We start from the raw sequence: 22,547 nt of genomic DNA, 5'->3' as shown, positions 1-22,547 counted from the left end.
GCCTCGTGGATGCGCCCAGCCGCGCTCGGCTACAGCGTCACCTCGAACGGCGCGCGCGCGAGCTCTTCGCCCGTCTCCGACCGCACGACCGCCGTCCACTCCCCCGCCTTCCGCGCCCCGCGCGTGAACGCCCACGTCCGCCACCGCGGCGACGGTCCGACCCCGAGCGTCACGTTCCCGACCGGCTCCCCGCCGCCCGGCGGGACGAACGCCACCGTCACCTCGCCCTCCACGTCGCTCCGGTTCTCGACCTCCAGGTACGCATAGAGCCGCGGTGTCTCCGGCGCGTGGAACGTCGTCCCCGGCGCCACCGGCTCGCGGTCCTTCACCCCCTCCGCGATCACCAGCCGCTTCACCTTCAGCTCCGCCGCCCCCCTCCCCTTCTCCTTGGCCTCACGGCTCCCCTTGCCCCCCTTGTCCGCCACGACGTTCGCGTCCGGCGCGGGCGCCGTCACCGTCGCGGCCGGCAGGCCTGCGGGCGCCGCCGCCGTGGCGGCTGCAGGCTCGGGGCACTGCGTCGCCGCGGGGCTCGCGGCAGCGGCCGGCGCCGGAGGCCGCGCGTCGTGACGCTCGCCGCAGCCGGCGAGCGAGACCGTGCAAAGCGCCAGAAACGTCATCCGTCGAGCCATCTTCATTGCCATCGAAGCACTCCTCCGCGATCCGGGGCGTCCCGGCCTCGCCACCGGATATGGCAAGGCGTGGACCGCATCTGGCTCATTGAAATCGCTGAAGATTTTGGCTGACCTGTGGTCGATCGGCCGCGCCGCGTGTGTCCATCGAGACGGCCGACCCGCGCCGCCGCGATCGACCCGAGCCCCAGGCCCCCTCGATTCGACGCGCGGACGAGATGCCGACCGCGAGCCCTCGCTCACGTCGAGAGATTCACCCGCCCGGCTTCCCTCCAGAAGCGGGGACAATCCCGTCCGCCCGCATCCGCTCGGCGCTCGCCGGCCCGGCCACGGTGCCGGCCGGGTGCACATACCACCCGGCCGGATCCGCCTTGTCCGGATCGTCGCGGACCTTGAGGACGGTGAACATTCCCCCCATGTCGATGTACGAGAACGGCCCGGCCCCGCCGCGCATCGGCAGGCTGTTCGCGGGGATCGGCATGGGCATCTCGCCCATACCGCCCATCCCCGTGGTCCCCATCGTCATGTAGCCGGGCATCACGCGGCTCATCCGCCGATCGAGCGCGCGGGTCTCGGCGCCGACCATGTTCGGCAGGCCATGGCCCATCTGCATCATCGTGTGATGGGTCATGTGGCAGTGCACCGCCCAGTCGCCCGGCTCCTCGGGGACGAACTCGATGACCCGCGTGCTGCCGACCGGGACCAGGACCGTCGTCTCCGGGTACTGGGCCGACTCGGGGACAAACCCGCCGTCCGTCGCCGTGACCTGGAACGACAGGCCGTGCAGGTGGATCGGGTGGTGATCCATCGGGCCGAGGTTCCCGAGGCGCACGCGCACGCGCTCGCCGCGGCCGACGACGAGCGGCGCCGTCGCGGGGAACGCCTTGCCGTTGAACGTGAGGACGTTGAAGTCGCTCATCGCGTTCGGGTCGGGCCGGCGCGCCCCCGCGTTGATCTTCCACTCGTGCGTCATCAGCACGAAATCCCGGTCCACGCGCGGCCCCCTGGGCCTCCTCGGGTGCACGACGAACATCCCCACCGCGCCCAGCGCGATCTGGGTCATCTCGTCGAAATGCGAGTGGTACATGTACGTCCCCGGATACCGCACGACGAACTCGTAAACATACGTCTCGCCGGGCTCGATCGGGCGCTGGGTGAGCCCGGCGACTCCATCCATGCCGTTCGGCAGCACGAGGCCGTGCCAGTGGACCGTGGTGGCCTCCGGCAGCGAGTTCGTCACGTAGATGCGCAGGCGATCGCCCTCGACCGCCTCGATGGTCGGGCCGGGCGTGCTCCCGTTGTAGCCCCACACCTCGCTCTTCAGGCCGGGGGCGATCTCGTGCTCGAGGGGGCCGGCGACGAGGTGGCCGACCTTCACGCCGTCCACCACGCGCAGCGGGAGCGTGCTGCCGTTCGGCGTCACCACGGCGGGCTGCCCCCCGGGCGCCGCGGTCCGGCGAGGCGGGGGCGTAGCGGCGCCCGCGGCGGGCGGCGCGCCAGGGCGCTGCTGCGCATGGGCGAGCCCTTGCGTGAGGATGGCGGCGCCGGCGGCCAGACCGCCCGCGTGGATGAAAGCACGTCGGTCCATGTCAATGCCCTCCTTCGCCGGTGGCCGAGGCCCTCGGCATCGCCGCGGGAGCTCCGGCCCCCGCGGCCTCGACGCGGCGCCCTGCCAGGAGCGCGTCGAACGCAGCCTTCGCCGTCCAGTGCTCGCGCAGCGCCTCGACCGCCGCGAGCTCGGCGTCGAGCTGCTCTCGGCGCGCCGAGAGCAGCTGGAAGACCCCGACCTGCATCGCGTTGTACTGGAGCAACGTCTGCTCCAGCACCCGCTTGCGCGCCGGGAGGATCACGCGCGCGTAGTGCCGCGCGCGCGCGTGCGCGAACAGGAGCCGGCTCTGCGCCTCGCGGACCGCCGAGCGGACGTCGACGGCGCGGCCGTGGTAGCGCTCGAGCAGGCCGTCGAACTCCGCCGCCTGCGCGGCCTCGGCCCCCTGACGCCGATCGAAGAGCGGGAGCGAGAGGCGGACCCCGGCGCCGAGGACCCACGGGTGCTCGTGCGCCTCGCCGCTCGCGCCGAGCTCCCGCTCGCCGTGGACGCCGATCGCCACGTCCGGCACCCAGCCCTCGGCGCGCAAGGCCCCGGCGCGCCCCGCCGCCGCCTCGAGCCGGCTGCGCAGCTCCGCGAGCTCGAGGCTCGCCCGCAAGGCCAGCGACTCCGCGCGCGGCGGCGTCGCGAGCGCCTCGGGCGCCGCAGGGACCGCGCCGGCGATCGTCCAGGAGGTCGCCGCGCCGGAGAGGCCGAGCAGCCGGGTGAGCCGCTCGCGCTGCGAGAGGAGCTCCAGCTCCATCTGCGCGGCCGTGACGCGCGCCTCCTCGTAACCCGCCTCCTGCGTCGCCACGTCGAGCTCCGGGACGTTGCCCGCCTCGAAGAGCGCGCGGGCGGCGTCGCGGGCCGCGGCGAACGCGTCGAGCGCGCGGTTCGCGATGCCGAGGCGCTGCTCCGCCGCCTGCGCGGCGTAGAACGCGGCGCGCACCTGGTAGCCGAGATCGACGACCGCGCCCGCGGCGCGGTAGCGCGCGGCCTCGTGCTCCGACCGCGCCGCCTTCGCGTGGAGCGGCGAGAGGAGCGCCGACGTGAGGTCGATCTCGACCTCGAGCTCGAGGTGCGCGTGCTCGACCCCCTCCTGCAGCGGCGTGACCCCGATCGCGATCTCCGGGTTCGGCAGCTTGCCCGCCTGCTCGAGGTTGCCCCGCGCGACGCCGACCTCCTTCAGCACGGCGCGCAGCTCGCGGTTGTTGAGCAGCGCGATCCGCACCGCCGCGTCCGCGGTGAGCGGCTGCCGCGGCGCCTGGCCGAGGGCGCGCGCGCCGTCGGCCGGCGCCGGATCGACCTCCTCTGACGCCGCGCCCTTCGGGAGCTCGACGCGGGAGAGCTCGCGGATCCGCGCCATGTCGGCGGTCGACGACGGGGCGGCGCAGCCGGCCGCGGCCGCCGAGGAGAGCGCGAGGCCCGCCACGAGCGGCAGGAGGCGCGAGGCGAGCGCGCGCGATCGCCGGCGTTCAGTGCGCATGGACAGGCTCCTCGGGCGTGGCAGCCGCCGGGCCGCCCTCCGGCGACCTCACCGGCGCCGGGCCGTGATGATGGTGGTGGTGGTGCTGGTGAGGGTCGGCGCCGGCGCCCGCGGCCGCCGCCGGCTCGAGCCCGACCCAGCCCGCGGCGGGCTCGCCGGGCAGCGGAGGCTCCTCCGAGAGGGCGACGCCGATCCGCGGCGAGGGAGCTTCCGCGGCCTGCGGTGAGGCAGCAGAGGACGCGGGGAAGCTCGCGGGAAGGCTGCGCGGCGCGCAGCCGGCGAGCGCAGCGACGAGCATCAGCAGGGCGTTCAGGCCGGCGAGGTGAGGTGATTTCATGGAAGCCGCTCCAGCGTGGCGAGTGCGATCACGTGCGGGGCCCGAGGGCGACCGCGCCCCGCAGCGGCTTCATGCCGCATTTGAGCTCGAGCGCTCCAGAGCTCAGCGCAGGAAGTTGGATCGCGAGCAGCGTCGTCCCGGGTTGCATGCATGGCCGACGCGCGCGGCCCGGCGGTATTACACGCTCCTGGCCGCGCGCGGTCAGGCGTGGATGTACACGAGCGTCCCGCCCTTGTCGTTGAACGCGGCGTGCCAGCCCTCGGGGACGGGGGGATCGGTCCACGCGAACAGCCACGCCGCGTCGGCGGGCGCGAGGTTCACGCAGCCGCTGCTCCGCACCTTGCCGAACGCGTCGTGCCAGTAGACGCCGTGCAGCGCATAGCTGTTGTGGAAGTACTGGACATAGGGCACGTCCCGCAGGTCGACGGACGACTCGCTGAGCTCGTCGCCGTCCATCGTCGCCGTGACGTGCTTCTCGCGGATGAAGAACGTGCCCTGCACGGTGGCGCTGGTGGTCGCGGGATCGCCGAGCTCGCCCCTGCCCGTCGAGACGAGGGTCGCGAAGACGGGGCGCTCGCCCTCGTAGGCGACCAGCGTCTGGAGCTCGATGGAGATGTCGATCCACTTCCTTCCGCGCGCCGCGTGCCCCCAGAAGTCGCGGCCCAGCCGCGCGACCCGCAGCGCGGACGCGGGGATCCACGCGCCCGCGTCGGTCTCCGCATAGGCGCCGCCGGCGGCCGTCTTGCCGGTGAGCACCCAGCCGGAGCGGTGCGCCGCCCAGCCGTCCGGCTTGAGCTCGCCCGAGGCGTCCGGCTTCAGCGTGCGCACCCCGTGGTGCATGACGAACGCGGGCGTCCCCTCGCTCTTCACCTCCACGCCGCGCATCGCCGTGGGGGCGACGGCCGAGGTGCGATCGATCGGGATGAGGTCGAGCTCGGTCGTCAGGCCGAAGCGCCGCCCGGTCCACGCGAAGGTGGAGATCAGGCCGAAGGCCGAGTCGGCCCGCGCGCGCCCCCGGTGCGCGGGGAAGCGGACCTTCTCGGCAGCGCCTACCGGCTTGGGCAGGTCGCGGCGGCTCGCGAAGAAGGGCGTGAGCGGCTCCGGCTCGCCCAGGAGCGCCTCGTCGCGGCGGGACCACGCGGGGGTGCCCTGGGCGCGCGAGCGCCCCTCGACGCGCCGCTGCTCGGCCTCGCTGGGCAGGTGGACATAGAGGTGCGGCGGCGGCTTCCGCGACACGACGTACCGGTACGGATACGGCTCGCCCCGTCGCGGGCCGGCCGGCGTCGCGGCGACGATCTCGTGGTCCAGGTCGAGCGAGGCGCCCCTGCCGACGCACACGAAGCCGCGGGGATGGATGGCGTACCACCCGCCGGCGCACCCCGCGTCGCCCGACGGCGCCGCGGCGCGCTCGACGAGCGCGCCGGCCCGCAGGTAACCGAGCTTGAGCGCGCCGCGCTCGGGCGCGGCGTGAACGAACGTGCGCATGGCGATGCTCGCGAGCTTGTCGCCGCGCCCGGGCCGCAGCGCCTCCCTGGACGCCGCGGGCGCGGCCTCGACGGCCGCGCCGCCGTCCAGCGGCTCCACGGCGCCCGCGGCGGCGAGCGCCGGCTCCGGGGCCGCCGGCTGCGCGGCGGCCGAGCGCCCCGGCGGCTCCTCGCCCGGGCCGCAGGCCGCCACGAGCGCCGACGCGGCGAGCGCCGACGCGCGCCGCAGCCGATCCAGACCACCGCGGCGGCGCGCGCGCGCATCCGGGAAAGAGCAAGCCATGACGAGCAACGGGCCTCGTCTAGCTCAGAGCCCGCCCGCCGACCAGGCCGCCCGCGGCGCGACGTCTCGACCCGCCGAGCAGCCGCGGCAGTTCAACGCGCGCGCTCCCCACCCTCGCGTCGCCGAGCGGCGTTTACCAGCGCGGATCGCCGTCGATCAGCCAATCCAGCGCTCTTCGGGTCTCTTCGGCCACAGGCCCGTCGTACCGGTGGCCGGCCTCCTTGCTGCGCGCCACGCGAGCGAGCACCCCCGCTTTCTCCAGGCGCGCCGCGGCCGCCGCGGCGGCGCCGCCGCACCCGGCCTGCGCGCAGACGAAGAGGACCCGCTGCCCGCCGCCGTCCGCGAACGCCTTGGCCGTCGCAGGGGTCCACTTGTCGTGTCCGCCCTCGACCAGCACGAGGCGCGGGAAGAGCGCCGCCCGGCGCGCGGCGATCGCAGAGCCCATGATCGCGCCCAGCGAGAAGCCTGTATAGAGCACCGCGCCGGGATCCACGTGCTCGGGAAAGCGCGCCCGCAGCGCCGCGAGCCCCGCGTCGATCTCCTGCTCCAGGCGGGCGTTGCTCTCGTACGTGAAGCGGACGTCGCTCGCCGACGGCGAATCGGGCCGCGCGACGCCCCTCGGGCACAGGACGAAGACGCCGTCTCCCACGATGTCGCGCCACACCTGGCACTGCCACTCGGGCCGATCGTAGTTGCCGTGCGACGCGATGAGCACGGGACGCCGCGCGGTGGCGCCGATCGGCACCGACACAACGGCGCTCGGAAACCCCTCGACAGGGAGCTCCACGAACGGCGCGTCCGCGCGGAGCGGCGCAGCTCCCGCAGCAGCGGCCGCCGCGTCCCCGGCGGCGGCCGCCGGCGTCGCGCCACCGTCCGCGGCCTGCGCCGCCTCTTCCCGCGCCGGAGCGGGCGCGACGCTGGGCGGCGCGGGCGCCGGACCGGCGGAGCGGCCTGGGCGGTCACAGCCGAGCGCCGCCGCCGCAAGGAGCGGAAGCGACACGAGCGAGAGGAAGAGGAACGCGACGGGGGGCGCCATCCGACCCAGAGGATGACGCTTTCCTACGGGAGCGCCTCCGCGAGCTTGTCCGCGAGCGGAGCGCCCCAGCCGGTCGGATAGTCCCAGCCGGGCCCCGCGCTGAACCCCTCGGGGGTCTTGCCCTCGGTGATGTCGCGGAACGCGGCCTGCACGCCCGCATCGGTGTAAAGCGCCCGGTTCAGCCACCCGGCGACGGGCTTGCCCTGCGCGATCCGGTGGCTGTTCACCGACGCCATCAGCCCGGCGAACACCGGCGCCGCAAACGAGGTGCCGCCGCGCTGATCCCACTCGCCCAGGAAGTAGAGCCAGTACGGGGAGTCCGACGACGCGCTCAGCGCGACGTCGGAGACCGCGCGCGTGCCCTGCGCGTCCGTCACGACGCTCTCCTGCCACCACGGCGTATCGAAGGCGCGCGATCGGCCCGAGCCGGAGCCGCTCCACGCCACCTCGCGCGCGACCTCGCCGCCGTCGCCGAGCTCGAGCACCGTCCCGCCGACGCACGTCACATACGGGCTCGACGACGGCACGTCGGGCCTGCTCGAGTCGCCGCTCGCGACGACGATCGTCATCCCGAGCGCCGCGCCCATGCGCGCCGCCTCGTTGTATTGCTCGCGGATCGGCTGCGCCTCCGTCTCCTCGCGGTGCGCGAACGACGTCGAGAGCACCGACACCTCGCCGGCAGCGATCGCCTCGTTCCACGCATAGAGGATGGAGTGGGTGCGCGCGTCCGGCCCCTGGTACGCGATGAGCTCCGCCATGGGCGCCATCACGCCCGACCATTGCATGTCCAGCGTGCTCTCGACATAACGCGTGGAGATCGGATCCGCGGTGACCACTTCCTCGGGGTTGTCGCGCGAGACGCCGAACGATCGCCAGAACGACTGGAGATCCCATCTCTTGAACGTCGCCCCGACAACGACGCCGAGCTTCACGCCCTGCCCGCTGTGGCCGCCGGTGTGAAGCGCGTCGACCCCATAGGCCCGCGCGATCTGCGCGGGCGTGTACCCCTGCTCCGGCTCCGGCGGTGGCTCCTCCTCGATCGAGCCCCCCTCGCCCGGGAGCGGATCAGTGTCGGCGGGGATCTCGACCGAGATGACGCCCGACGCGAGGTCGATGATCCGCTGCGGCGGCCTGAGCGGATCGAGCGCGCCGAACGTGCGGAGCGGCTTGCCGCCGGCCGCGGGGTTCTCGCGCTCGAAGTCGCGGAGCTCGGTGTCAAACGCGGTATTGAACTGCTCGACCGTGCCCGCGAACTCGAGCAGGAGCCGGTTTTTGGACCGCCGCCGGATCTCCATCCCCTGCTGGACGAGCCAGTCTTCGACGGCCGCGACGTCGCTCTCGGACGGGGCGTGGCGCTCCATCCAGGTCTCGACCGACATGTACTTCCGGAACGTGTCCGGCTTCCCGGGATCGTACATGTCCTCGATCGCGCTCTCGAGCCCGGGGACATCGCGGGTCGGGAACCCCATCAGCGCGCGGAAGCGGCCCTCCTCCGGCGCCGCGCCGAAGTCCATGTAGATCCCCGCGAGCGGCCGGGGAAGGCCGCTCGGGAGCACGGGTCCGTCTTTTCCGCACGCTGTGCCCCCGAGGGCGAGCAGCGCGGCGCACCAAACCGAGAGCGAACGCATCAATGAGGCCCTGCGACCGAGGGGGAAAGAGTCCGTCAGGCGCGTCTCAGCACCACACGTGCTCGATGAGGTAGCAGGTGTAGGTCCCCGGCTTCCATGTCTCGGGGCGCCCGCCGGTCGTGTTGTCGGTACATACCTCGCAGTAGGCGTGGATGCAGTCGGGGTCGGTGCTCTGCGGCTTCGCCCCGGGGGCCGCCGGGGGCTCCTCGGAGTAGAAGAACCCGTCGGTCCTCAGCTGGTCGAGCTCGCTCTCCGACAGCTTCCCGAAGGCAGACTCGTCCGAGGAGATGCTGAACCGATCGTCCGACGCCTCGGTCAGGACGGGCGCCGGGTAGTCGCCGTAGTCCGCCTGCTCGATGGCGGCCATCTGCTCCGAGAGCAAGATCTCCTTGCCGTTGCCGGTGGAGAGCTTGATGCGCGCGTAGTCGATGGCCCCCCCCGAGTAATCGAGGGCGTAGACCGTGTCTCGGCTCATGTCGAGGTTCAGGAACTCGCTCGTCTCGAGGGCCTTCGAGACCTCCGCCTGGGTGATCCGCTCGTGCGCCACCGCGTCATCGACGGGAGCCTCCTCCGACGCGCCGCATCCGGTAAACCCGGCCGCTGCGATGACGCCAAGCGCAACACTGAGAGCGAGCGATTTGGAAGAACGGATGGACTGTCGAATCATGATGGCGTTCCTTTCTTATGGGCTCACTGACGGCGCTCGCCTGGCCTCGCGCGGGCCAGCGGGAGCTCCCCCATGTCGGTCCTGCGTCGCTCCTGCAAACGATCGCTTGCTTGTCGGACCCCACGACTCCGGCGAGTCGAGTGGAATGAGGGGAAGATGAATTCATTTCAACGGTGCCGCAGGCCCCCCATACCTGGCAAGTAATTTCCCGGCGCGAAAGAGATTTCCATCGTTCTTTCTGCCGCACAGTGGTCGGGACGGTGCGCCGTGCGGGGCCTCGCTTACCCCGAGCCGCAGACGGGCCATGACCCGACTCAGGGGTTGCCGTGGAAGCCGGCCGCGGACATACCGGAGCCTACATGGAGGACGTGGCCAGATCGCCCCTCGGTTCAGCTGCTGTGTCCGCCGAGGGTGCCATCGTGGTCCTCGACGGCCCGCTCGGGACCGAGCTCGCCGCGCGCGGGGTCGAGACGCCGGCGCCGCTCTGGAGCGCCGCGGCCCTGCTCGATGCGCACGGCTGCGACGTGGTCCGCGCGATCCATCGGGATTACGCGCGCGCAGGCGCGACGGTGCACACGGCCAACACGTTCCGCACCAGACGGAGGCAGGCGGGCGCCGCCTGGGCCGAGCTGACCGCGCGCGCCGTCTCGCTGGCGCGCGAGGCCGTGCGCGACGAGGGCCCACGGCACCGGGTCGCCGGCAGCATCGCGCCGATCGAGGATTGCTACCGGCCCGACCTGAGCCCGGCCGACGCGCGGCAGGAGCACCGCGAGCTCGCGCAGGCGCTCGCGAGGGCGGGCGTCGACCTCCTCCTCTGCGAGACGTTCCCGCACATCGGCGAGGCGCTCGTGGCGCTGGAGGAGGCGGTCGCCACGGGCGTCGAAGCATGGGTGTCGTTCACGGCCGGTCCGGGGTCGGATCTGCTCTCGCCCGAGGACATCGGGCTCGCCGCGCGGGAGGCGGCCTCCCTCGGCGCGAGTGCCGTGCTCGTCAACTGCACCCCGGCGACTCGCACGCTCGCGCACATCGAGCGGCTCGCGGCGTGCGGCGTCCCGTTCGGGGCCTACGCGAACGCGGGCGCGGAGGCCGAGGGGCTCGGCTGGGGCGTTGGCGTCGACCAGCGCGGCTCGGCGGCCGCGCGTTATGCGGAGCTCGCGCGCCGCTGGCTCGAGGCGGGCGCCACGATCGTGGGCGGGTGCTGCGGGACGGGGCCAGGGCACATCGCGGCGCTGCGCGCGCTCGTCGACGGGGCGAGGCCCGCGCGCGAACCGACGGGATCGCCGCGCTGAGGCGACGCGCCCAATCGCCGGTTGCTCCCCACGGGGCGACGTGCCACCGATTGTCCGACGAGCCGGGCGACGCCAGCGCGAAGCGGCGCGGCGCCCGGCAGACACGAGCCATCGCCTGAGACAGCACGCCGTCGCGATCGGCGGCGGCCCACGGACACGGAGCGCAAGATGATCGATCTCTATTACTGGCCCACCCCGAACGGCTGGAAGATCAGCATAATGCTCGAGGAGACGGGCCTCCCCTACAAGCTCGTCCCGGTCAACATCGGGCGGGGCGAGCAGTTCAAGCCGGAGTTCCTCGCGATCAGCCCCAACAACCGGATGCCCGCCATCGTCGATCACGACCCTCCGGGCGGCGGGGCGCCGATCTCCGTGTTCGAGTCGGGCGCGATCCTGCTCTACCTCGCGGAGAAGACGGGCAAGTTCATCCCCTCGGACGTCCGCGGTCGTTACGAGGTGACCCAGTGGCTCATGTGGCAGATGGGCGGCCTCGGCCCGATGAGCGGCCAGGCGGGCCATTTCAATCACTATGCGCCGGAGAAGATCCCCTATGCGATCGAGCGCTATACCAAGGAGGTACGGCGGCTCTATGGCGTGATGGACAAGCGGCTCGCGGACCGGCCTTTCCTGGCTGGCGAGTACTCGATTGCCGACATGGCGAGCTATCCCTGGGCGATGCCGCACGAGCGGTACGGGGTGTCGGCCGACGAGCTCCCGAACTTCAAGCGGTGGCTCGATGCGGTGCGCGCGAGGCCCGCCGTCGAGCGCGGGCTCGCGGTCGGAAATGAGCTGCGGAACGCGAGCCAGCCGATGGACGACGAGGCGAAGAAGTGGCTGTTCGGGAAGAAGCCCGAGGCGTGAGCCGCCCGTCCCGCACGCGCAGGGGACGCGCCCCCCGCGATTGCGCGGTGGTGCGCCCTGGGCGCGCGGCGCCTCGCTGACGGACTGCGACCAGGGCGGACAAACCAAGCTCCAACGCGCCGTCCAGCGCGCCAGCGCGCCACGCGCGACGCACCCCAGAGCGTCCTGAGCAGGGCGGGGCCACCAGCGCAGCGCGGCCTGCCGTCAGGGCTTCACCGGGCGCGCCGGGCCGCTGGTGCGCCCTGGCTGGACCCGACACGTCCTTTCGCCGGAGAAAAGGGGAACGAGCGCTCCTCGACGATCCGCTCGGCCCGGATCGCGCGGGCTCCGCTGCGGGGCGCCGCTCGCGCGAGCGCGCTGCATTGACGCCCTCGCGGACGTCAAGCACGCCGGGAGCGGAAACGTCTGCACAGCTCCGCCAGGCACACACTCTGCTCTGCGGTGAGCCGAGATGTCTGGGCCTGGTGGGCCCTCGCGGACATCGGGGGGAAACGATCATGTCGATGCATAGCAAGATGCTGGTGCCTGCATTTCTTTTGGCTGCTCTGGCCGCCGGTTGTGCGGTGAACACGGACGACGCGGACCTCGATCAAAGCGATCTCGGTGACGACGAGATCGGGGCCGTCGAGCAAGCGTTGGAGGAGGAGCGAGGCGGATACCTGGGGATGGGCGCGGCGCAGCTCGCGCCCGGACAGGCCCAGATGGGCCCGAGCAAGGGCGGGGTGTTCCCCAGCAAGGGCGCGCTCGGACCGAGCAAGGGCGAGATGTTCCCCAGCAAGGGCGCGCTCGGACCGAGCAAGGGCGAGATGTTCCCCAGCAAGGGCGCGCTCGTGCCGAGCAAGGGCGGGATGTTCCCCAGCAAGGGCGCGCTCGGACCGAGCAAGGGCGCGCTCGGGCCCAGCAAGGGTGAGGTGTTCCCTGGCAAGGGCGCGCTCGTGCCGAGCCAGGCCGGGATGTTCCCCGGGCAGGCACAGGTGCCGTCCAAGGCCGGGTTCGGCGGTTATGCCGGCCAGCAATCCAGCCAAGGGATCCAGGGCTATGCTGGTCAGCAGGCCGGCCTCGGCCAGGCCGCCATCTCCCAGTCGGGCGCTTATGGCCAGTCGGCCGTCCTCGGGCAGCTCGCGCCCGGCCAGCAAGGCCAGATCACCGCGCCTGGCCAGCAGGGCCGGCCGTAACGCCTCGCGCGCGCTCATCGGGCTCCCAGGAGAGCGCGCCCGGCCGCGCGCACCTCCCCCGCGCTCGATCGCCCAGATTGCCCCGACTGCCCCACGACCTGGGTCGGTCGGGGCATTGTCTGGAGATCCACAGCGGTCTCCGCCCCCCCTCTGCACCATGCCGAGCAGAGCGGCGGTCTCCCGCACAGGAGACGGGCCCAGATCGGCGTTTTCGGCGCGCAAGCGCACTCCTGTGCGCTGAGCACCGAAAACGTCGAGATGGGCCCGTATCCGAAGCGGGTGACCGCCGCTCTAAAAAACGACGGTGCGGCGGCCTTCGACGATGACCCGCCGCTCCAGGTGCGCCCGGACGGCGCGAGAGAGGACGAGCCGCTCCACGTCACGCCCCATCCGGGTCATCTCCTCGGGGCCCATCTGGTGATTCACGCGCGCCACGTCCTGCTCGATGATCGGCCCCTGATCCAGGTCCCGCGTCGCATAATGCGCCGTCGCGCCGATGAGCTTCACGCCGCGCGCGTGCGCCTGGTGGTAAGGCTTCGCGCCCTGGAACGCGGGCAGGAACCCGTGGTGGATGTTGATGACGGGCGGCGCCTCATCGAGCATCTGCTCGGAGAGGATTTGCATGTAACGCGCCAGGACGACGAGATCGACATGGTGCCTCTTCAGCAGGTGAAGCACCTGACGCTCCTGCTCGCGCTTGGTCTCCGGGGTGATCGGGATGCAGAAGAAAGGGATTCGAAAGCTCTCGGCCACCGCCTCGAGCGTGGGGTGGTTGGAGATCACGAGCGGGATCTCGCAGCGAAGCTCGCCCGCGCGCTGCCGGAGCACCAGATCGTAGAGGCACGCAGGATCCCTCGTGACGAGGATCGCCATCTTCGGGACGTGATCGCTGTATTCCACCGACCATCGCGCCGAGAGCGACGCGGCGAGCTCGCGAAAGGCAGCCTCGATCGCGCCGCGGGTGGCCGAGCCGCCCAGGGCGGCGACGGCGGCCGGCGAGGCGAGGCCGGACAGATCGACGACGAGACGCATGAAGAAGCGCGGGCCCTCGTCCATGAACGCATCGGTGTGGTTGCTCGCGTCGATGATGTTCAGGCCGATGTCGTAGAAGAACCCCGCGAGTCGCGCGACGAGACCGGGCTGGTCGGGAGCGGCGATGAGGAAGGTTGCGTGAACGGGACCCATCATACGGGTCATGTAGCTCGCCCCGAGGCGGAGGCGCAAGCGCGAGGGCCGGGAGGGACCGCGGGCGGGCGGCAGCCTGTCTGCCAGGCTGCCTGGCCGCGCGTGCTAGCGCCCCTCGCCGCTCTCGGAGGACGGCGGCCCAGACGGATCATCCACGAGCCTCGGCGCCAGCGTGGAGAGCTCCGCCCAGGGGATGCGCACGGTCCGCTCGACGTCGCGCAGGTGCGCGCTGTCGTTGTAATAGATGAGGTGCCAGGCCTCGGCCCGACCCCAGCGCCGCCTTCGCTGCCAGTGGGTGAGCGAGGTGTGGCGGGTGGCGAAGTGCGCGCTCGGGAAGGCGAGCGCGTTCATCCTGAAGAAGTGGAGGAACGCGACGTCGATGAAGCCGCCGTGGGTGACGACGACGATCGTCCGCCCCTCGTGCTCACGGGTGACGCGATCGAGGGCGACGGAGACCCGCAGCATGAACTGAGCCCAGCTCTCCCCACCGGGGCTCGCCGGCCGGTACGGCTCGCGCTCGAAATCGATCGCGTAGCGCACCATCGCCTCGCCGACCGGCATCCCGTCCGCCTCGCCGGGGCGGAGCTCCTGGACCTCGTCGTCGAGCGTGACGGGCAGCCCCAGGGCGGGGGCGACGATCTCGGCCGTCTGCTGCGCCCGGCGATAGGTGCTGGCGATCAGGACGTCGGCGGGGATCTCGCGCGTCGCGGCCAGGCGATCGCGCAGGCGCTCCGCCTGGAGGACGCCGAGCTGCGTCAGCCCGGTGTCCCCGCGCATCCCGCCCACGATATGGTTCACGTTGACCAGCGCTTCTCCATGCCGGATGAGATAGAGGTTCGTCACGATCTGAGCCTCCGAGGCGCGCGACCTTGTGGGGGGAGGGCCGCGCGGGGCGGTTCGCGCTCGCTAGGAAGAGCAAGGCCCCCCTCGAATGTCAAGGGTTTGTACCGCCGCCGCGCGGGCGCTCAGGGACAGCCGTGGAAGAGCGCGAAGATGGCCGCGCTCTCGGAGCAGACCTGCTCGTCGCGCAGGGCGCTGCAGAAGTCGTCCTGCGTCAGGAAGGTCTTCTTTCCCGTGCTGCCCTCGATGCAGGAGATCGAATAGGCGAACCGCGAGGCGCCCTCCCCGGGCAAGCCTGGGATCTCCAGCTCGGAGCCTTCGCCCACCTGCGAGCCGCTGCCACCCGCGTCCTCCGGCGGATCGACGCCGAGCAACGGGAGCACCAAGATGGGCCAAATGCTGAAGAGACCGGCTACGAAATTCGGGATCATGGGTTTACCTCCAACGTCGATAGAAAGGCATCCTCGTACGAGGTGGCCATTGCAGCTGTCGAATCCAACATGCATCCGACAGGCCAGCTCCGGTCCTGTCCGCCCATTGCACAGCGCGCGCGAGCGCGGGGCGAGCCCGCGCGCGCCATCGATCGAGCGCGCGGGCCGCCTGCCCCGTCCGGGTCGGAGGGGGCGCGCGGGCCGCCGCCGCGTGATCGCGGCGGGCCGGACGGGCCCGCCTGGGCGCGGCGCGCCGGACCGGCCCGCCCGGGCGCGGCGCGCTGCGCCGCCCTTGCCAGCTCGCTCGGACATGGCCTACAAGGCGGGCCCTCTGAAGGAGACCCTCATGCACCGTCGCAGCTTCATCGCGGCCGCGCTGCTCGGCTTCGCGGCCCTCGCCGGGTGCGGGCCGCGCTGGCGCGTCGTGACCCAGGCGAGCCCCGACACGTTCGTCGGCCAGCGGTATTTCGCCCTGATGCCCATCGACTACGTGGGCCTCTTCATCCTCGACCAGCGCGAGGACCAGTACCTGGCCAGCAAGGACGCGGACGATCACCAGCGCTTCGTGGCGGACAAGGAGTCCATCAACGAGGAGTTCACGAAGGCCCTGGTCGCCGCCGCCCAGGACGAGGGCGTCGAGGTCGCGCCGTCCGACGGCCACACGTCGGCGCCGTTCGTGATCAAGCCCTATATCGGCTACATGAATCCAGGCTTCTACGCGGTCGTCTCCTCGGCCCCGAGCCAGATCCGGCTGACGCTCCGGCTCACGACGCCGGACGGCCGGGTGCTCGATGAGGTCCAGTTCTCGAGCCGCACGGCGTCGCCCATCCCGAACACGAGCCTGAGCTCCACGGACGCGGACAAGCTGAAGCCCGGCGGCCGCTGGCGCGAGGACGCGCGCGTGATCGGCGCGTATGTGGCGCGCTACCTGGCGTCCCGCGTCAGCCCCTAGGCCCCCATCGCCCGGGCGCTCCCCGGCCGCGCGCTTCGGGGAAGCCCCCGGGGAGGGCGCGGGGGGCGCTCGCCCGCTTCACAGCAGCACACCGCGGAGCAGGAGCTCGGCCACGCTGAAGTAGATCACGAGGCCGGAGACGTCGACGAGGGTCGCGACGAACGGGGCCGAGGCGCTCGCCGGGTCGAAGCGGAGCGCCCGGAGCACGAACGGCAGGAGCGCCCCCGCCAGCGTGCCCCAGGTCACGACGCCGACCAGGCTGATCGCGACGGCCAGGGCGAGGAGCGCGTAGTGCGGGCCATAGGCCCCGAAGAGCTTCTCCCAGGCGATGACGCGCGCGAAGCCGATGGCGCCGAGGATCCCGCCGAGCGCGAGGCCCGACGCGAGCTCCCGGCGGCTGACGCGCCAGAAGTCGGCGAGCCGGATCTCGCCGAGCGCCATCGCCCGGATGACCAGCGTCGTCGCCTGAGAGCCGGAGTTGCCCCCGCTCGAGATGATGAGCGGCACGAAGAGGGCGAGCACGACGGCGCGGGCGATCTCGTTCTCATAGTGCCCCATCGCCGTTGCGGTGAGGAGCTCGCCCACGAACAGCGCGGACAGCCAGCCCGCGCGCTTGCCGAGCATCCTGGAGAGGGGGGTCCGGAGGTAGGGCGCGTCGAGCGCCTGCATGCCGCCGAGCTTCTGGATGTCCTCGGTCGCCTCCTCTTCCACGACGTCCACGATGTCGTCTGCGGTGACGATCCCCTTCATCCGACCCTCGCTGTCGACGACGGGTATCGCCACGAGATCGTGCTCCGCGAAGGTCCGCGCCACCGCCTCCTGGTCGGCGTCCTCGTTGACCGACACGACGTCGGTCTTCATGACGTCGCTGACGCGCCGGTCGCCGGGGGCGATCATGAGCTGCCTGAGCGACACCACGCCGCGCAGCCGCTGCTCGGCGTCGAGCACATAACCGTAGTAGATGGTCTCGAGGTGATCCCTGGCCTGCCGCTTGAGATAGCTGATCGCCTGGTCGACCGTCGCCTCCGGCCGCACGCGCGCGAACCAAGGGCTCATCAGCCCGCCGGCCTCGTCCTCGGCGTACGCGAGGAGCGCGATCACCTCGCGCCGCGTCGGCTCGTCGAGCAAGGAGAGGAGCTCCGCCTGGTCGGCCGGCGACACCTCGAGGAGGAGGTCCGCCACGTCGTCGGGCGCGAGCAGGCGGAGCCACATCCTGCGTTCGCCCTTCGTGAGGCCCGCGAGGAGCGCGGCCTGGTCGGCCGTGGGGAGACCCTCGAAGAAATCCTCCGCCTCCTCGCGCCGCAGGCGGCGATAGGCCTGCACCCGCTCCTCGTTCTGCAGGGCCGACCAGGACAGCGTCAGATCAGCCGCCGTGAGCGCCTCGGCCGCGTTGAAGGGCGGGCGTTCCATCATCGCCTCACCTCGTCGAGCGCCTGGCCCGCCCCGTCGGCGTCGCCCGGCAGAAGATGCTCATTCGTGAGGGCCCAGCGGCAGGCTCGACCCTGGAACCACGATTAGCAACGGGCGCGCCACGGCCGCCCCTCCCTGAGAGCCCCGGCGCGCACACAGCGCCGGGGCCCCCCGCCTGCGCCGTCAGACAGCACAGCGCCTGGGGCAGCCGGCAACTTCCTGGTTCCCTGGGGCTTCTCCCTCGGTGCTCGGATCGCGCCGACGCGCAATGGCGCGGTTTGGCGGGAACCTACCGTATCTCCCAGGATGCAGGCTCTCTCTCGGCCTGCGTGGAGCCTGCCGGCGCTCTCTCTGACGCCTGCCTGACGCCTGCGCTCACGCGCGCGCGGGCGGGGCGAGCGGATCGACCCCGAAGCGGCGCAGGAGGCGGCAGAGCGGGACGAGCGGCAGCCCCACGATGGCCGCCTCGTCGGCGTGGCGCACGTCGTCGAACAGCCACGGTCCGTGCTTCTCGAAGAGGTATCCTCCCGCGCTGCCGATCGGCCGATCCAGCTCGACGTAGCGGCGGATCTGCGCGCGGTCGAGCGGGCGGACGCGGAGCTCCACCGAGACGAACTCGGCCAGCGTCCGCGGCTCGCCGGCCGCGAGCGGCACCCCCGGCGGCGCGTGCACGGCGACGGCGGCGTGGAGCGCGTGGACGCGCCCCGAGAGCCGCCCGAGCTGGTCTGCCGCCTCGTCGAGCGAGGCCGGCTTGCGGAGGAGCTCCCCATCGAGCTCGAGCGCCTGATCGGCGCCGATGATCAGGGCGCCTTCCCGCGCGGGCGCGAGGCTCAGCGCCTTCCCCTCCGCGAAGAGGCGGGCGCACGCGAGGGGCGACATCCCCTCGGGCGCGATCTCCTCGAACGCCGGCGCGACGGCCTCGTAGGCGAGCCCGAGGCGATCGAGGAGCGCCCTCCGGAAGGGCGACGTGGAGGCGAGGACAACCGGAAACATGGTCGGCTCCATGACACGAAACGACGCGCGCGCCGAGAGGAACCGCCCGCCTCGCCCCGCGCGCTCCTCCAGCCCCTCGCGCTCCTCCCGCTCCTCCCGCGCTTCACCCGCTCTTCGCTGCTCTTCACGCTCTTCGCGGCGTTCGCACCGACTTGCTTTTATTTACAAAAATTTATCGAGAAATGGCAGACGGCGAGGATTCTCAGCAATGGTGAAAGCCGCTGGGTACACGGAAATAACGGCAGGAATTCCTGCCGTCAGGTGTCGCCTGAATTACCCATCATGCATTTCATTAAAAAGCAGCTTGCACTCGGACTCTACAGCACGCGACAGTACGCCAATGCAGCAACTCAACACAAGGCACCTCGTCACACTCTCTCTCGTCGCGCCGGGCATCGGGCTCTCCGTGCTGCTCGCCGCCTCGCCGGCGAGCGCAGCGACGTACGAGGTGGGGCGGGGCAAGCCTTATGCGAGCCTCGCGGAGGTCGCCCCTCGCCTCGCTGCCGGGGACGTGGTGCTGGTCGAGGGCGACGCGACCTATCCGGGGGATCTGTTCTTCAAGAAGTCGGGCACCGAGGCGCAGAAGATCACGATCCGCGGCGTTCGCGTGAACGGCCGCCGCCCTGTCCTATCGGGGGGGACGAACACCGTGGTCTTCGCTGGCAATCACTATACCTTCGAAGGCTTCGACATCACCGGCGGCTCGGGCCGCTGCGTGTTCAACAAAGCGCACGACATCACGATCCGCGACTCGGTGGTGCACGATTGCGCCGGGCACGGGATCCTCGGCGCCGACTCCGAGTCGGGCTCCCTCACGCTGGAGTACGTCGAGGTCTATGCCTGCGGCTCGGGCGACACCAGGCACCCCATCTACATCGCGACCGACGAGGAGACGCGCCTCGGCTCGGTGTTCCGCATGCGGCACTGCTATGTGCACGACGGCAATGGCGGCAACAGCGTGAAGAGCCGCGCGGAGCGGAACGAGATCTATTACAACTGGATCGAGGGCGCGAAATACCACGAGCTCGAGCTGATCGGGCCGGACGGCCAGGACGAGGGGCTCGCGCGCGAGGACTCCGACGTCGTCGGCAATGTCATCGTCAAGACCGGCCAGCACTTCGCCGTGCGCGTCGGGGGCGACGGCACGGGGCAGACGTGGGGTCGCTTCCGGTTCGTCAACAACACGTTCCTGCTCGCCCCCGGGTCGCGGCCGGCGATCAGGATGTTCGACGGGATCGAGAGCGTCGAACTGAGCAACAACGTGTTCTATCGGCGCGGCGGCGGCGGCGTGGAGGTCTATGTCGACAGGAGCGCGACCTGGAAGACCGGAACGGCGTTGATCTCGGGCGCCAACAACTGGGTGCCCACCGGCTCCTCGGCCATCCCCGCGGCGTGGACAGGCACGGTGCAGAGCACCGACCCCGGCTTCACCAACCTCAGCTCGCTGGACCTCCGCCCGGCGTCGAACAGCCCGCTCGTCAACGCCGGCTCCAGCGCGACGCCGAGCCCGGCAGGGTACCCGTTCCCGAAGCCGCTCACCGCGCCGCAGTCCTCGCCCAGGAGGGGCAGCCGCGGGGCCAGCGGACCGCTGCTGCGGCCGGTCGCCGGCGCGATCGACATCGGAGCCTACGAGTCCGGCTCCAGCCTCGCGGCGTTCGCCATGAGGGCCGCGGACAGCGATCGGGACCTCGACGACGGCGACAGCAGCGCCGCGGAGGAGGCGTGGAACGTCGGCCGCGATGCCGCCCCGAGCGACGGTGAGGCAGATGCCAGCGACACCGACGACGTCGATGCCAGCGACGTCGATGCCAGCGACGCCGACGCCAACGCCGACGCCGACGCCGACGCGTCCGCCGGCGACTGCGCCGCGGACGGCGACGACACCGCAGCGCGCGCCGCTGCGTGCTCCGAGGCCGCGCAGGGCAACGCGGGCGCTCCGCACGACGCCCACGCCAGCGCGTGCAGCGTCGGCGGGGGGCTCGCGGGCGGCCCGATCGCCGGCTCGGGGGCTCTCCTCGCCGGGGCGGCGGCGCTCCTCGGCGCCGCCCTCCGGCGGCGCGGTCGCCGCGCCGGGGCGTGAGCCCTCAGGCGACGAGCGCGCGCAGCAAGCGACGCGCGGACGCCGGGTCGGGCAGCTGAAACGCCGCGGAGCTCTCCCCGCCGCCCACGTGGATCGTGAGCGCGGTCGGGGGGAGCGCCGCGAACAGATCCTCATCGGTCCTGTCGTCGCCGAGCGCGATCACCACCGCGTCGGGCCCCATCATGGCGAGCACCCGCGGCACGATCACCCCCTTGTTGACGCCGCGGAGCCGCACCTCCAGCACCTTCCGGCCCGGGATGAGCTCGAGATCGTGCTCGCGCAGCACCTCGCCGAGCTCCAGGGGCACCTCGCGGGCCGTCTGGCTGGCGAGCTCCGGGTCGGCGGCCCGGTAGTGCCACGCGATCGAGACCATCTTCTCCTCGATGAAGCTGCCCGCCGTGCGGTCGACGAAGCCCTGGAGGATGTCGCGGACCCTCGGCTTCCAGTCGAGCGCGGCCTCGCGGAGCGCGACCCAGGGCTCCCCGGGCGCGGCGCGCGAGAAGAACCCGTGCTCCGCGTGGAGGCTGATGGGCAGCTCGCCCAGCCACCGCTCGAGGTCCTCGCGCGGCCGGCCGCTCACCACGTGCACCTGCGTCCGCGGGCGCGCCGCGAGCTCGCGCAGCTCGGTGACGAGCGCCTCGTCCGGCTGAGCGAGCTCGGGCATGGCCTCGAGGGGGACCAGCGTGCCGTCGTAGTCGAGCATCACGATCAGCGACGGCGCGCTGCGCGCGCTCGCGATCGTGCTCCCCTGGGGCGCGCCTTCCGGCCGCCGGACGGCCCCCACCGCGGGCAGGACGCCGCCCGCGCGCTCGAGATCGTTCAGGAAGCGGTGCGACCAGCGGTGCGCGTCGTGCGTCACGACGCGACGCCGGAGCGCCTGCATCCGGACGCGCTGCTCGGACGGCGACATGACGAGCGCCCGCTGGATCGTCGACGCCACCGCGTCGATGTCGTGCGGGTTCACCAGGAGCGCCTCGATCAGCTCGGCGGCCGCGCCCGCGAACTCGCTCAGCACGAGCGCGCCGGTGTCGTCGAGCCGCGAGGCCACGTACTCCTTGCAGACGAGGTTCATCCCGTCGCGCAGCGGCGTCACCATCATCACGTCGGCCGCGAGGTAGAGCGCGACGACCCCGGCCATGGGCATCGACCGGTGCAGGAAGTGGATCGGGACATCGTCGAGCGTCCCGTAGCTGCCGTTGATGCGGCCGACGAGCTCGTTCACGACGCGCCGGAACTCGGCGTAGGCGTCGACGTTCTCGCGCGTCGGCACCGCGAGCTGGATGAACCGGACCTTGCTCCGGAGCTCGGGCTCGCGCTCCAGGAAGCGCTCGATGGCGAGCATGCGCCTCGGGATGCCCTTCGTGTAGTCGAGCCGATCGACGCCGAGCACGATCTTCCGGCCCTGGGCGCTCTCGCGGATGCGCCGCGCCTCGGCGCGGACCTCCTCGTCGCGCGCGAGCCGCACGAACTCGTCGACGTCGATGCTGACCGGATAGGCGCCGAGCCGCACCCGCCGCCCCTCGTACGCGAGCGTCTCCAGGTCGGGATCGAGCCCGAGCACGCGCGCCGCGGAGTAGACGAAGTGGTACCGATAGGCCGTCGTGTGAAACCCGACGACGTCGGCGCCGAGCATGCCGCGCAGCACCTGCTCCCGCCAGGGCAGGATCCGGAAGACCTCGGCCGCGGGGAAAGGGATGTGCAGGAAGAAGCCGATCCGCGCGTCGGGGATGCGCCGCCGCAGCATCGCCGGCACCAGCGTGAGCTGGTAGTCGTGGATCCACACCCTGTCGCCCGGCCTGTACCGGGCGACGATGGCCTCGGCGAAGCGCTCGTTCACCTCGCGGTAGCTCTCCCAGTCGTGCCGGGCGTCGAGGTGCAACTTCTCGACGAGGTAGTGGAACAGCGGCCACAGGACGCTGTTCGAGAAGCCGTCGTAGTAACGGCTCACCTCGGCCGAGGTGAGCTGCACCGGGACCGCGCCGAGCTGCTCGAGCCGATCCTCGACCTCTCGGCGCTGCTCCTCGGTGAGGCGCGCGAGGTCGCCCGGCCATCCGAGCCAGAGGCCGCCGTGGCGCTCGTGGGGGCCCCGGAGCGCGGTCACGAGGCCGCCCGCCGAGGGGACGACAGAGACGTCCCCCTGATCGGCGTGGACGGTCACCGGAAGGCGGTTCGAGACGATGAGCAGGCGGGACATGC

The 22,547-nt window shown here is 72.1% G+C and carries 19 protein-coding genes; 5 read left to right on the top strand and 14 right to left on the bottom strand.

The annotated features are described in order from the left end of the window. Positions 1 to 29 precede the first annotated feature (29 nt). The 8 genes from WME82_RS02905 to WME82_RS02870 all read right to left on the bottom strand — a co-directional run bounded on the left by WME82_RS02905 (position 30) and on the right by WME82_RS02870 (position 9,015). Positions 30 to 641, bottom strand: a complete 612-nt coding sequence (locus WME82_RS02905) for a DUF2914 domain-containing protein (protein WP_437744007.1) — start codon at positions 639 to 641, stop codon at positions 30 to 32. A 241-nt stretch (positions 642 to 882) separates the two neighbouring features. After that, a complete protein-coding gene (locus WME82_RS02900) occupies positions 883 to 2,217 on the bottom strand; it encodes a multicopper oxidase family protein (protein WP_437744006.1) in 1,335 nt (444 codons plus the stop codon). A 1-nt stretch (position 2,218) separates the two neighbouring features. After that, positions 2,219 to 3,700, bottom strand: a complete 1,482-nt coding sequence (locus tag WME82_RS02895; RefSeq protein WP_438041576.1) for a TolC family protein — start codon at positions 3,698 to 3,700, stop codon at positions 2,219 to 2,221. Beyond that, positions 3,690 to 4,037 carry a hypothetical protein gene (locus WME82_RS02890; protein WP_438041575.1) on the bottom strand — a complete coding sequence of 116 codons (348 nt, stop codon included), beginning with the start codon at positions 4,035 to 4,037 and terminating at the stop codon, positions 3,690 to 3,692. Before WME82_RS02890 ends, WME82_RS02895 begins: the two co-directional genes overlap by 11 nt. Positions 4,038 to 4,238: 201 nt before the next feature. Continuing rightward, entirely contained in the window at positions 4,239 to 5,804 is a 1,566-nt protein-coding gene (locus WME82_RS02885; RefSeq protein WP_438041574.1) for a L,D-transpeptidase, read from the bottom strand. Positions 5,805 to 5,937: 133 nt separating this feature from the next. Next, positions 5,938 to 6,840, bottom strand: a complete 903-nt coding sequence (locus WME82_RS02880) for a hypothetical protein (RefSeq protein WP_438041573.1) — start codon at positions 6,838 to 6,840, stop codon at positions 5,938 to 5,940. A gap of 23 nt (positions 6,841 to 6,863) precedes the next feature. Then, positions 6,864 to 8,396: a S53 family peptidase gene (locus WME82_RS02875; protein WP_438041572.1), complete on the bottom strand. Its 1,533-nt coding sequence runs from the start codon at positions 8,394 to 8,396 to the stop codon at positions 6,864 to 6,866. Between the two features lie 118 nt (positions 8,397 to 8,514). Then, the gene (locus WME82_RS02870) at positions 8,515 to 9,015 is read right to left on the bottom strand and encodes a hypothetical protein (RefSeq protein WP_438041571.1); all 501 of its coding nucleotides are present in this window, start codon (positions 9,013 to 9,015) and stop codon (positions 8,515 to 8,517) included. 518 nt (positions 9,016 to 9,533) lie between these two features. Here WME82_RS02870 and WME82_RS02865 point away from each other — a divergent pair. The 3 genes from WME82_RS02865 to WME82_RS02855 all read left to right on the top strand — a co-directional run bounded on the left by WME82_RS02865 (position 9,534) and on the right by WME82_RS02855 (position 12,460). Next, positions 9,534 to 10,424 carry a homocysteine S-methyltransferase family protein gene (locus WME82_RS02865; protein ID WP_438041570.1) on the top strand — a complete coding sequence of 297 codons (891 nt, stop codon included), beginning with the start codon at positions 9,534 to 9,536 and terminating at the stop codon, positions 10,422 to 10,424. A 168-nt stretch (positions 10,425 to 10,592) separates the two neighbouring features. Then, positions 10,593 to 11,285 (top strand): glutathione S-transferase N-terminal domain-containing protein, encoded by a 693-nt coding sequence (locus WME82_RS02860; RefSeq protein WP_437743998.1) that lies wholly within the window; start codon positions 10,593 to 10,595, stop codon positions 11,283 to 11,285. Positions 11,286 to 11,788: 503 nt separating this feature from the next. Beyond that, the gene (locus WME82_RS02855) at positions 11,789 to 12,460 is read left to right on the top strand and encodes a hypothetical protein (protein WP_438041569.1); all 672 of its coding nucleotides are present in this window, start codon (positions 11,789 to 11,791) and stop codon (positions 12,458 to 12,460) included. A 291-nt stretch (positions 12,461 to 12,751) separates the two neighbouring features. Here the strand turns inward: WME82_RS02855 and purU are convergent, their stop codons facing one another. The 3 genes from purU to WME82_RS02840 all read right to left on the bottom strand — a co-directional run bounded on the left by purU (position 12,752) and on the right by WME82_RS02840 (position 14,868). Further along, positions 12,752 to 13,645, bottom strand: a complete 894-nt coding sequence (purU, locus tag WME82_RS02850; RefSeq protein ID WP_437719484.1) for a formyltetrahydrofolate deformylase — start codon at positions 13,643 to 13,645, stop codon at positions 12,752 to 12,754. Positions 13,646 to 13,750: 105 nt separating this feature from the next. Then, the gene (locus WME82_RS02845; protein ID WP_012233128.1) at positions 13,751 to 14,488 is read right to left on the bottom strand and encodes a histidine phosphatase family protein; all 738 of its coding nucleotides are present in this window, start codon (positions 14,486 to 14,488) and stop codon (positions 13,751 to 13,753) included. 122 nt (positions 14,489 to 14,610) lie between these two features. Continuing rightward, positions 14,611 to 14,868: a hypothetical protein gene (locus WME82_RS02840; RefSeq protein WP_438044853.1), complete on the bottom strand. Its 258-nt coding sequence runs from the start codon at positions 14,866 to 14,868 to the stop codon at positions 14,611 to 14,613. Positions 14,869 to 15,262: 394 nt separating this feature from the next. On the opposite strand from WME82_RS02840, the gene WME82_RS02835 reads away from it, so the two are divergent. Further along, positions 15,263 to 15,868: a hypothetical protein gene (locus tag WME82_RS02835; protein ID WP_438041568.1), complete on the top strand. Its 606-nt coding sequence runs from the start codon at positions 15,263 to 15,265 to the stop codon at positions 15,866 to 15,868. Between the two features lie 78 nt (positions 15,869 to 15,946). Here the strand turns inward: WME82_RS02835 and mgtE are convergent, their stop codons facing one another. Both mgtE and WME82_RS02825 read right to left on the bottom strand, forming a co-directional pair. After that, positions 15,947 to 17,281, bottom strand: a complete 1,335-nt coding sequence (gene mgtE, locus WME82_RS02830; protein WP_438041567.1) for a magnesium transporter — start codon at positions 17,279 to 17,281, stop codon at positions 15,947 to 15,949. A 372-nt stretch (positions 17,282 to 17,653) separates the two neighbouring features. Next, on the bottom strand, positions 17,654 to 18,271 hold the full coding sequence (locus tag WME82_RS02825) for a Maf family protein (RefSeq protein WP_438041566.1): 618 nt from the start codon (positions 18,269 to 18,271) through the stop codon (positions 17,654 to 17,656). A 340-nt stretch (positions 18,272 to 18,611) separates the two neighbouring features. Between WME82_RS02825 and WME82_RS02820 the strand changes: the two genes are divergently transcribed. Further along, complete coding sequence (locus WME82_RS02820; protein WP_438041565.1) at positions 18,612 to 20,351, top strand: right-handed parallel beta-helix repeat-containing protein; 1,740 nt, start codon at positions 18,612 to 18,614, stop codon at positions 20,349 to 20,351. A 4-nt stretch (positions 20,352 to 20,355) separates the two neighbouring features. Here the strand turns inward: WME82_RS02820 and WME82_RS02815 are convergent, their stop codons facing one another. Continuing rightward, a complete protein-coding gene (locus WME82_RS02815; RefSeq protein ID WP_438041564.1) occupies positions 20,356 to 22,545 on the bottom strand; it encodes a bifunctional alpha,alpha-trehalose-phosphate synthase (UDP-forming)/trehalose-phosphatase in 2,190 nt (729 codons plus the stop codon). Positions 22,546 to 22,547: the final 2 nt, after the last annotated feature.

The sequence above is a fragment of the Sorangium sp. So ce128 genome (genome assembly GCF_051525245.1).
In the GTDB taxonomy this organism is placed as follows: Bacteria; Myxococcota_A; Polyangia; order Polyangiales; family Polyangiaceae; genus Sorangium; species Sorangium cellulosum_B.
Note: the sequence above shows the minus strand (reverse complement) of the source record. Positions and strands in the feature narration are given on the sequence as shown.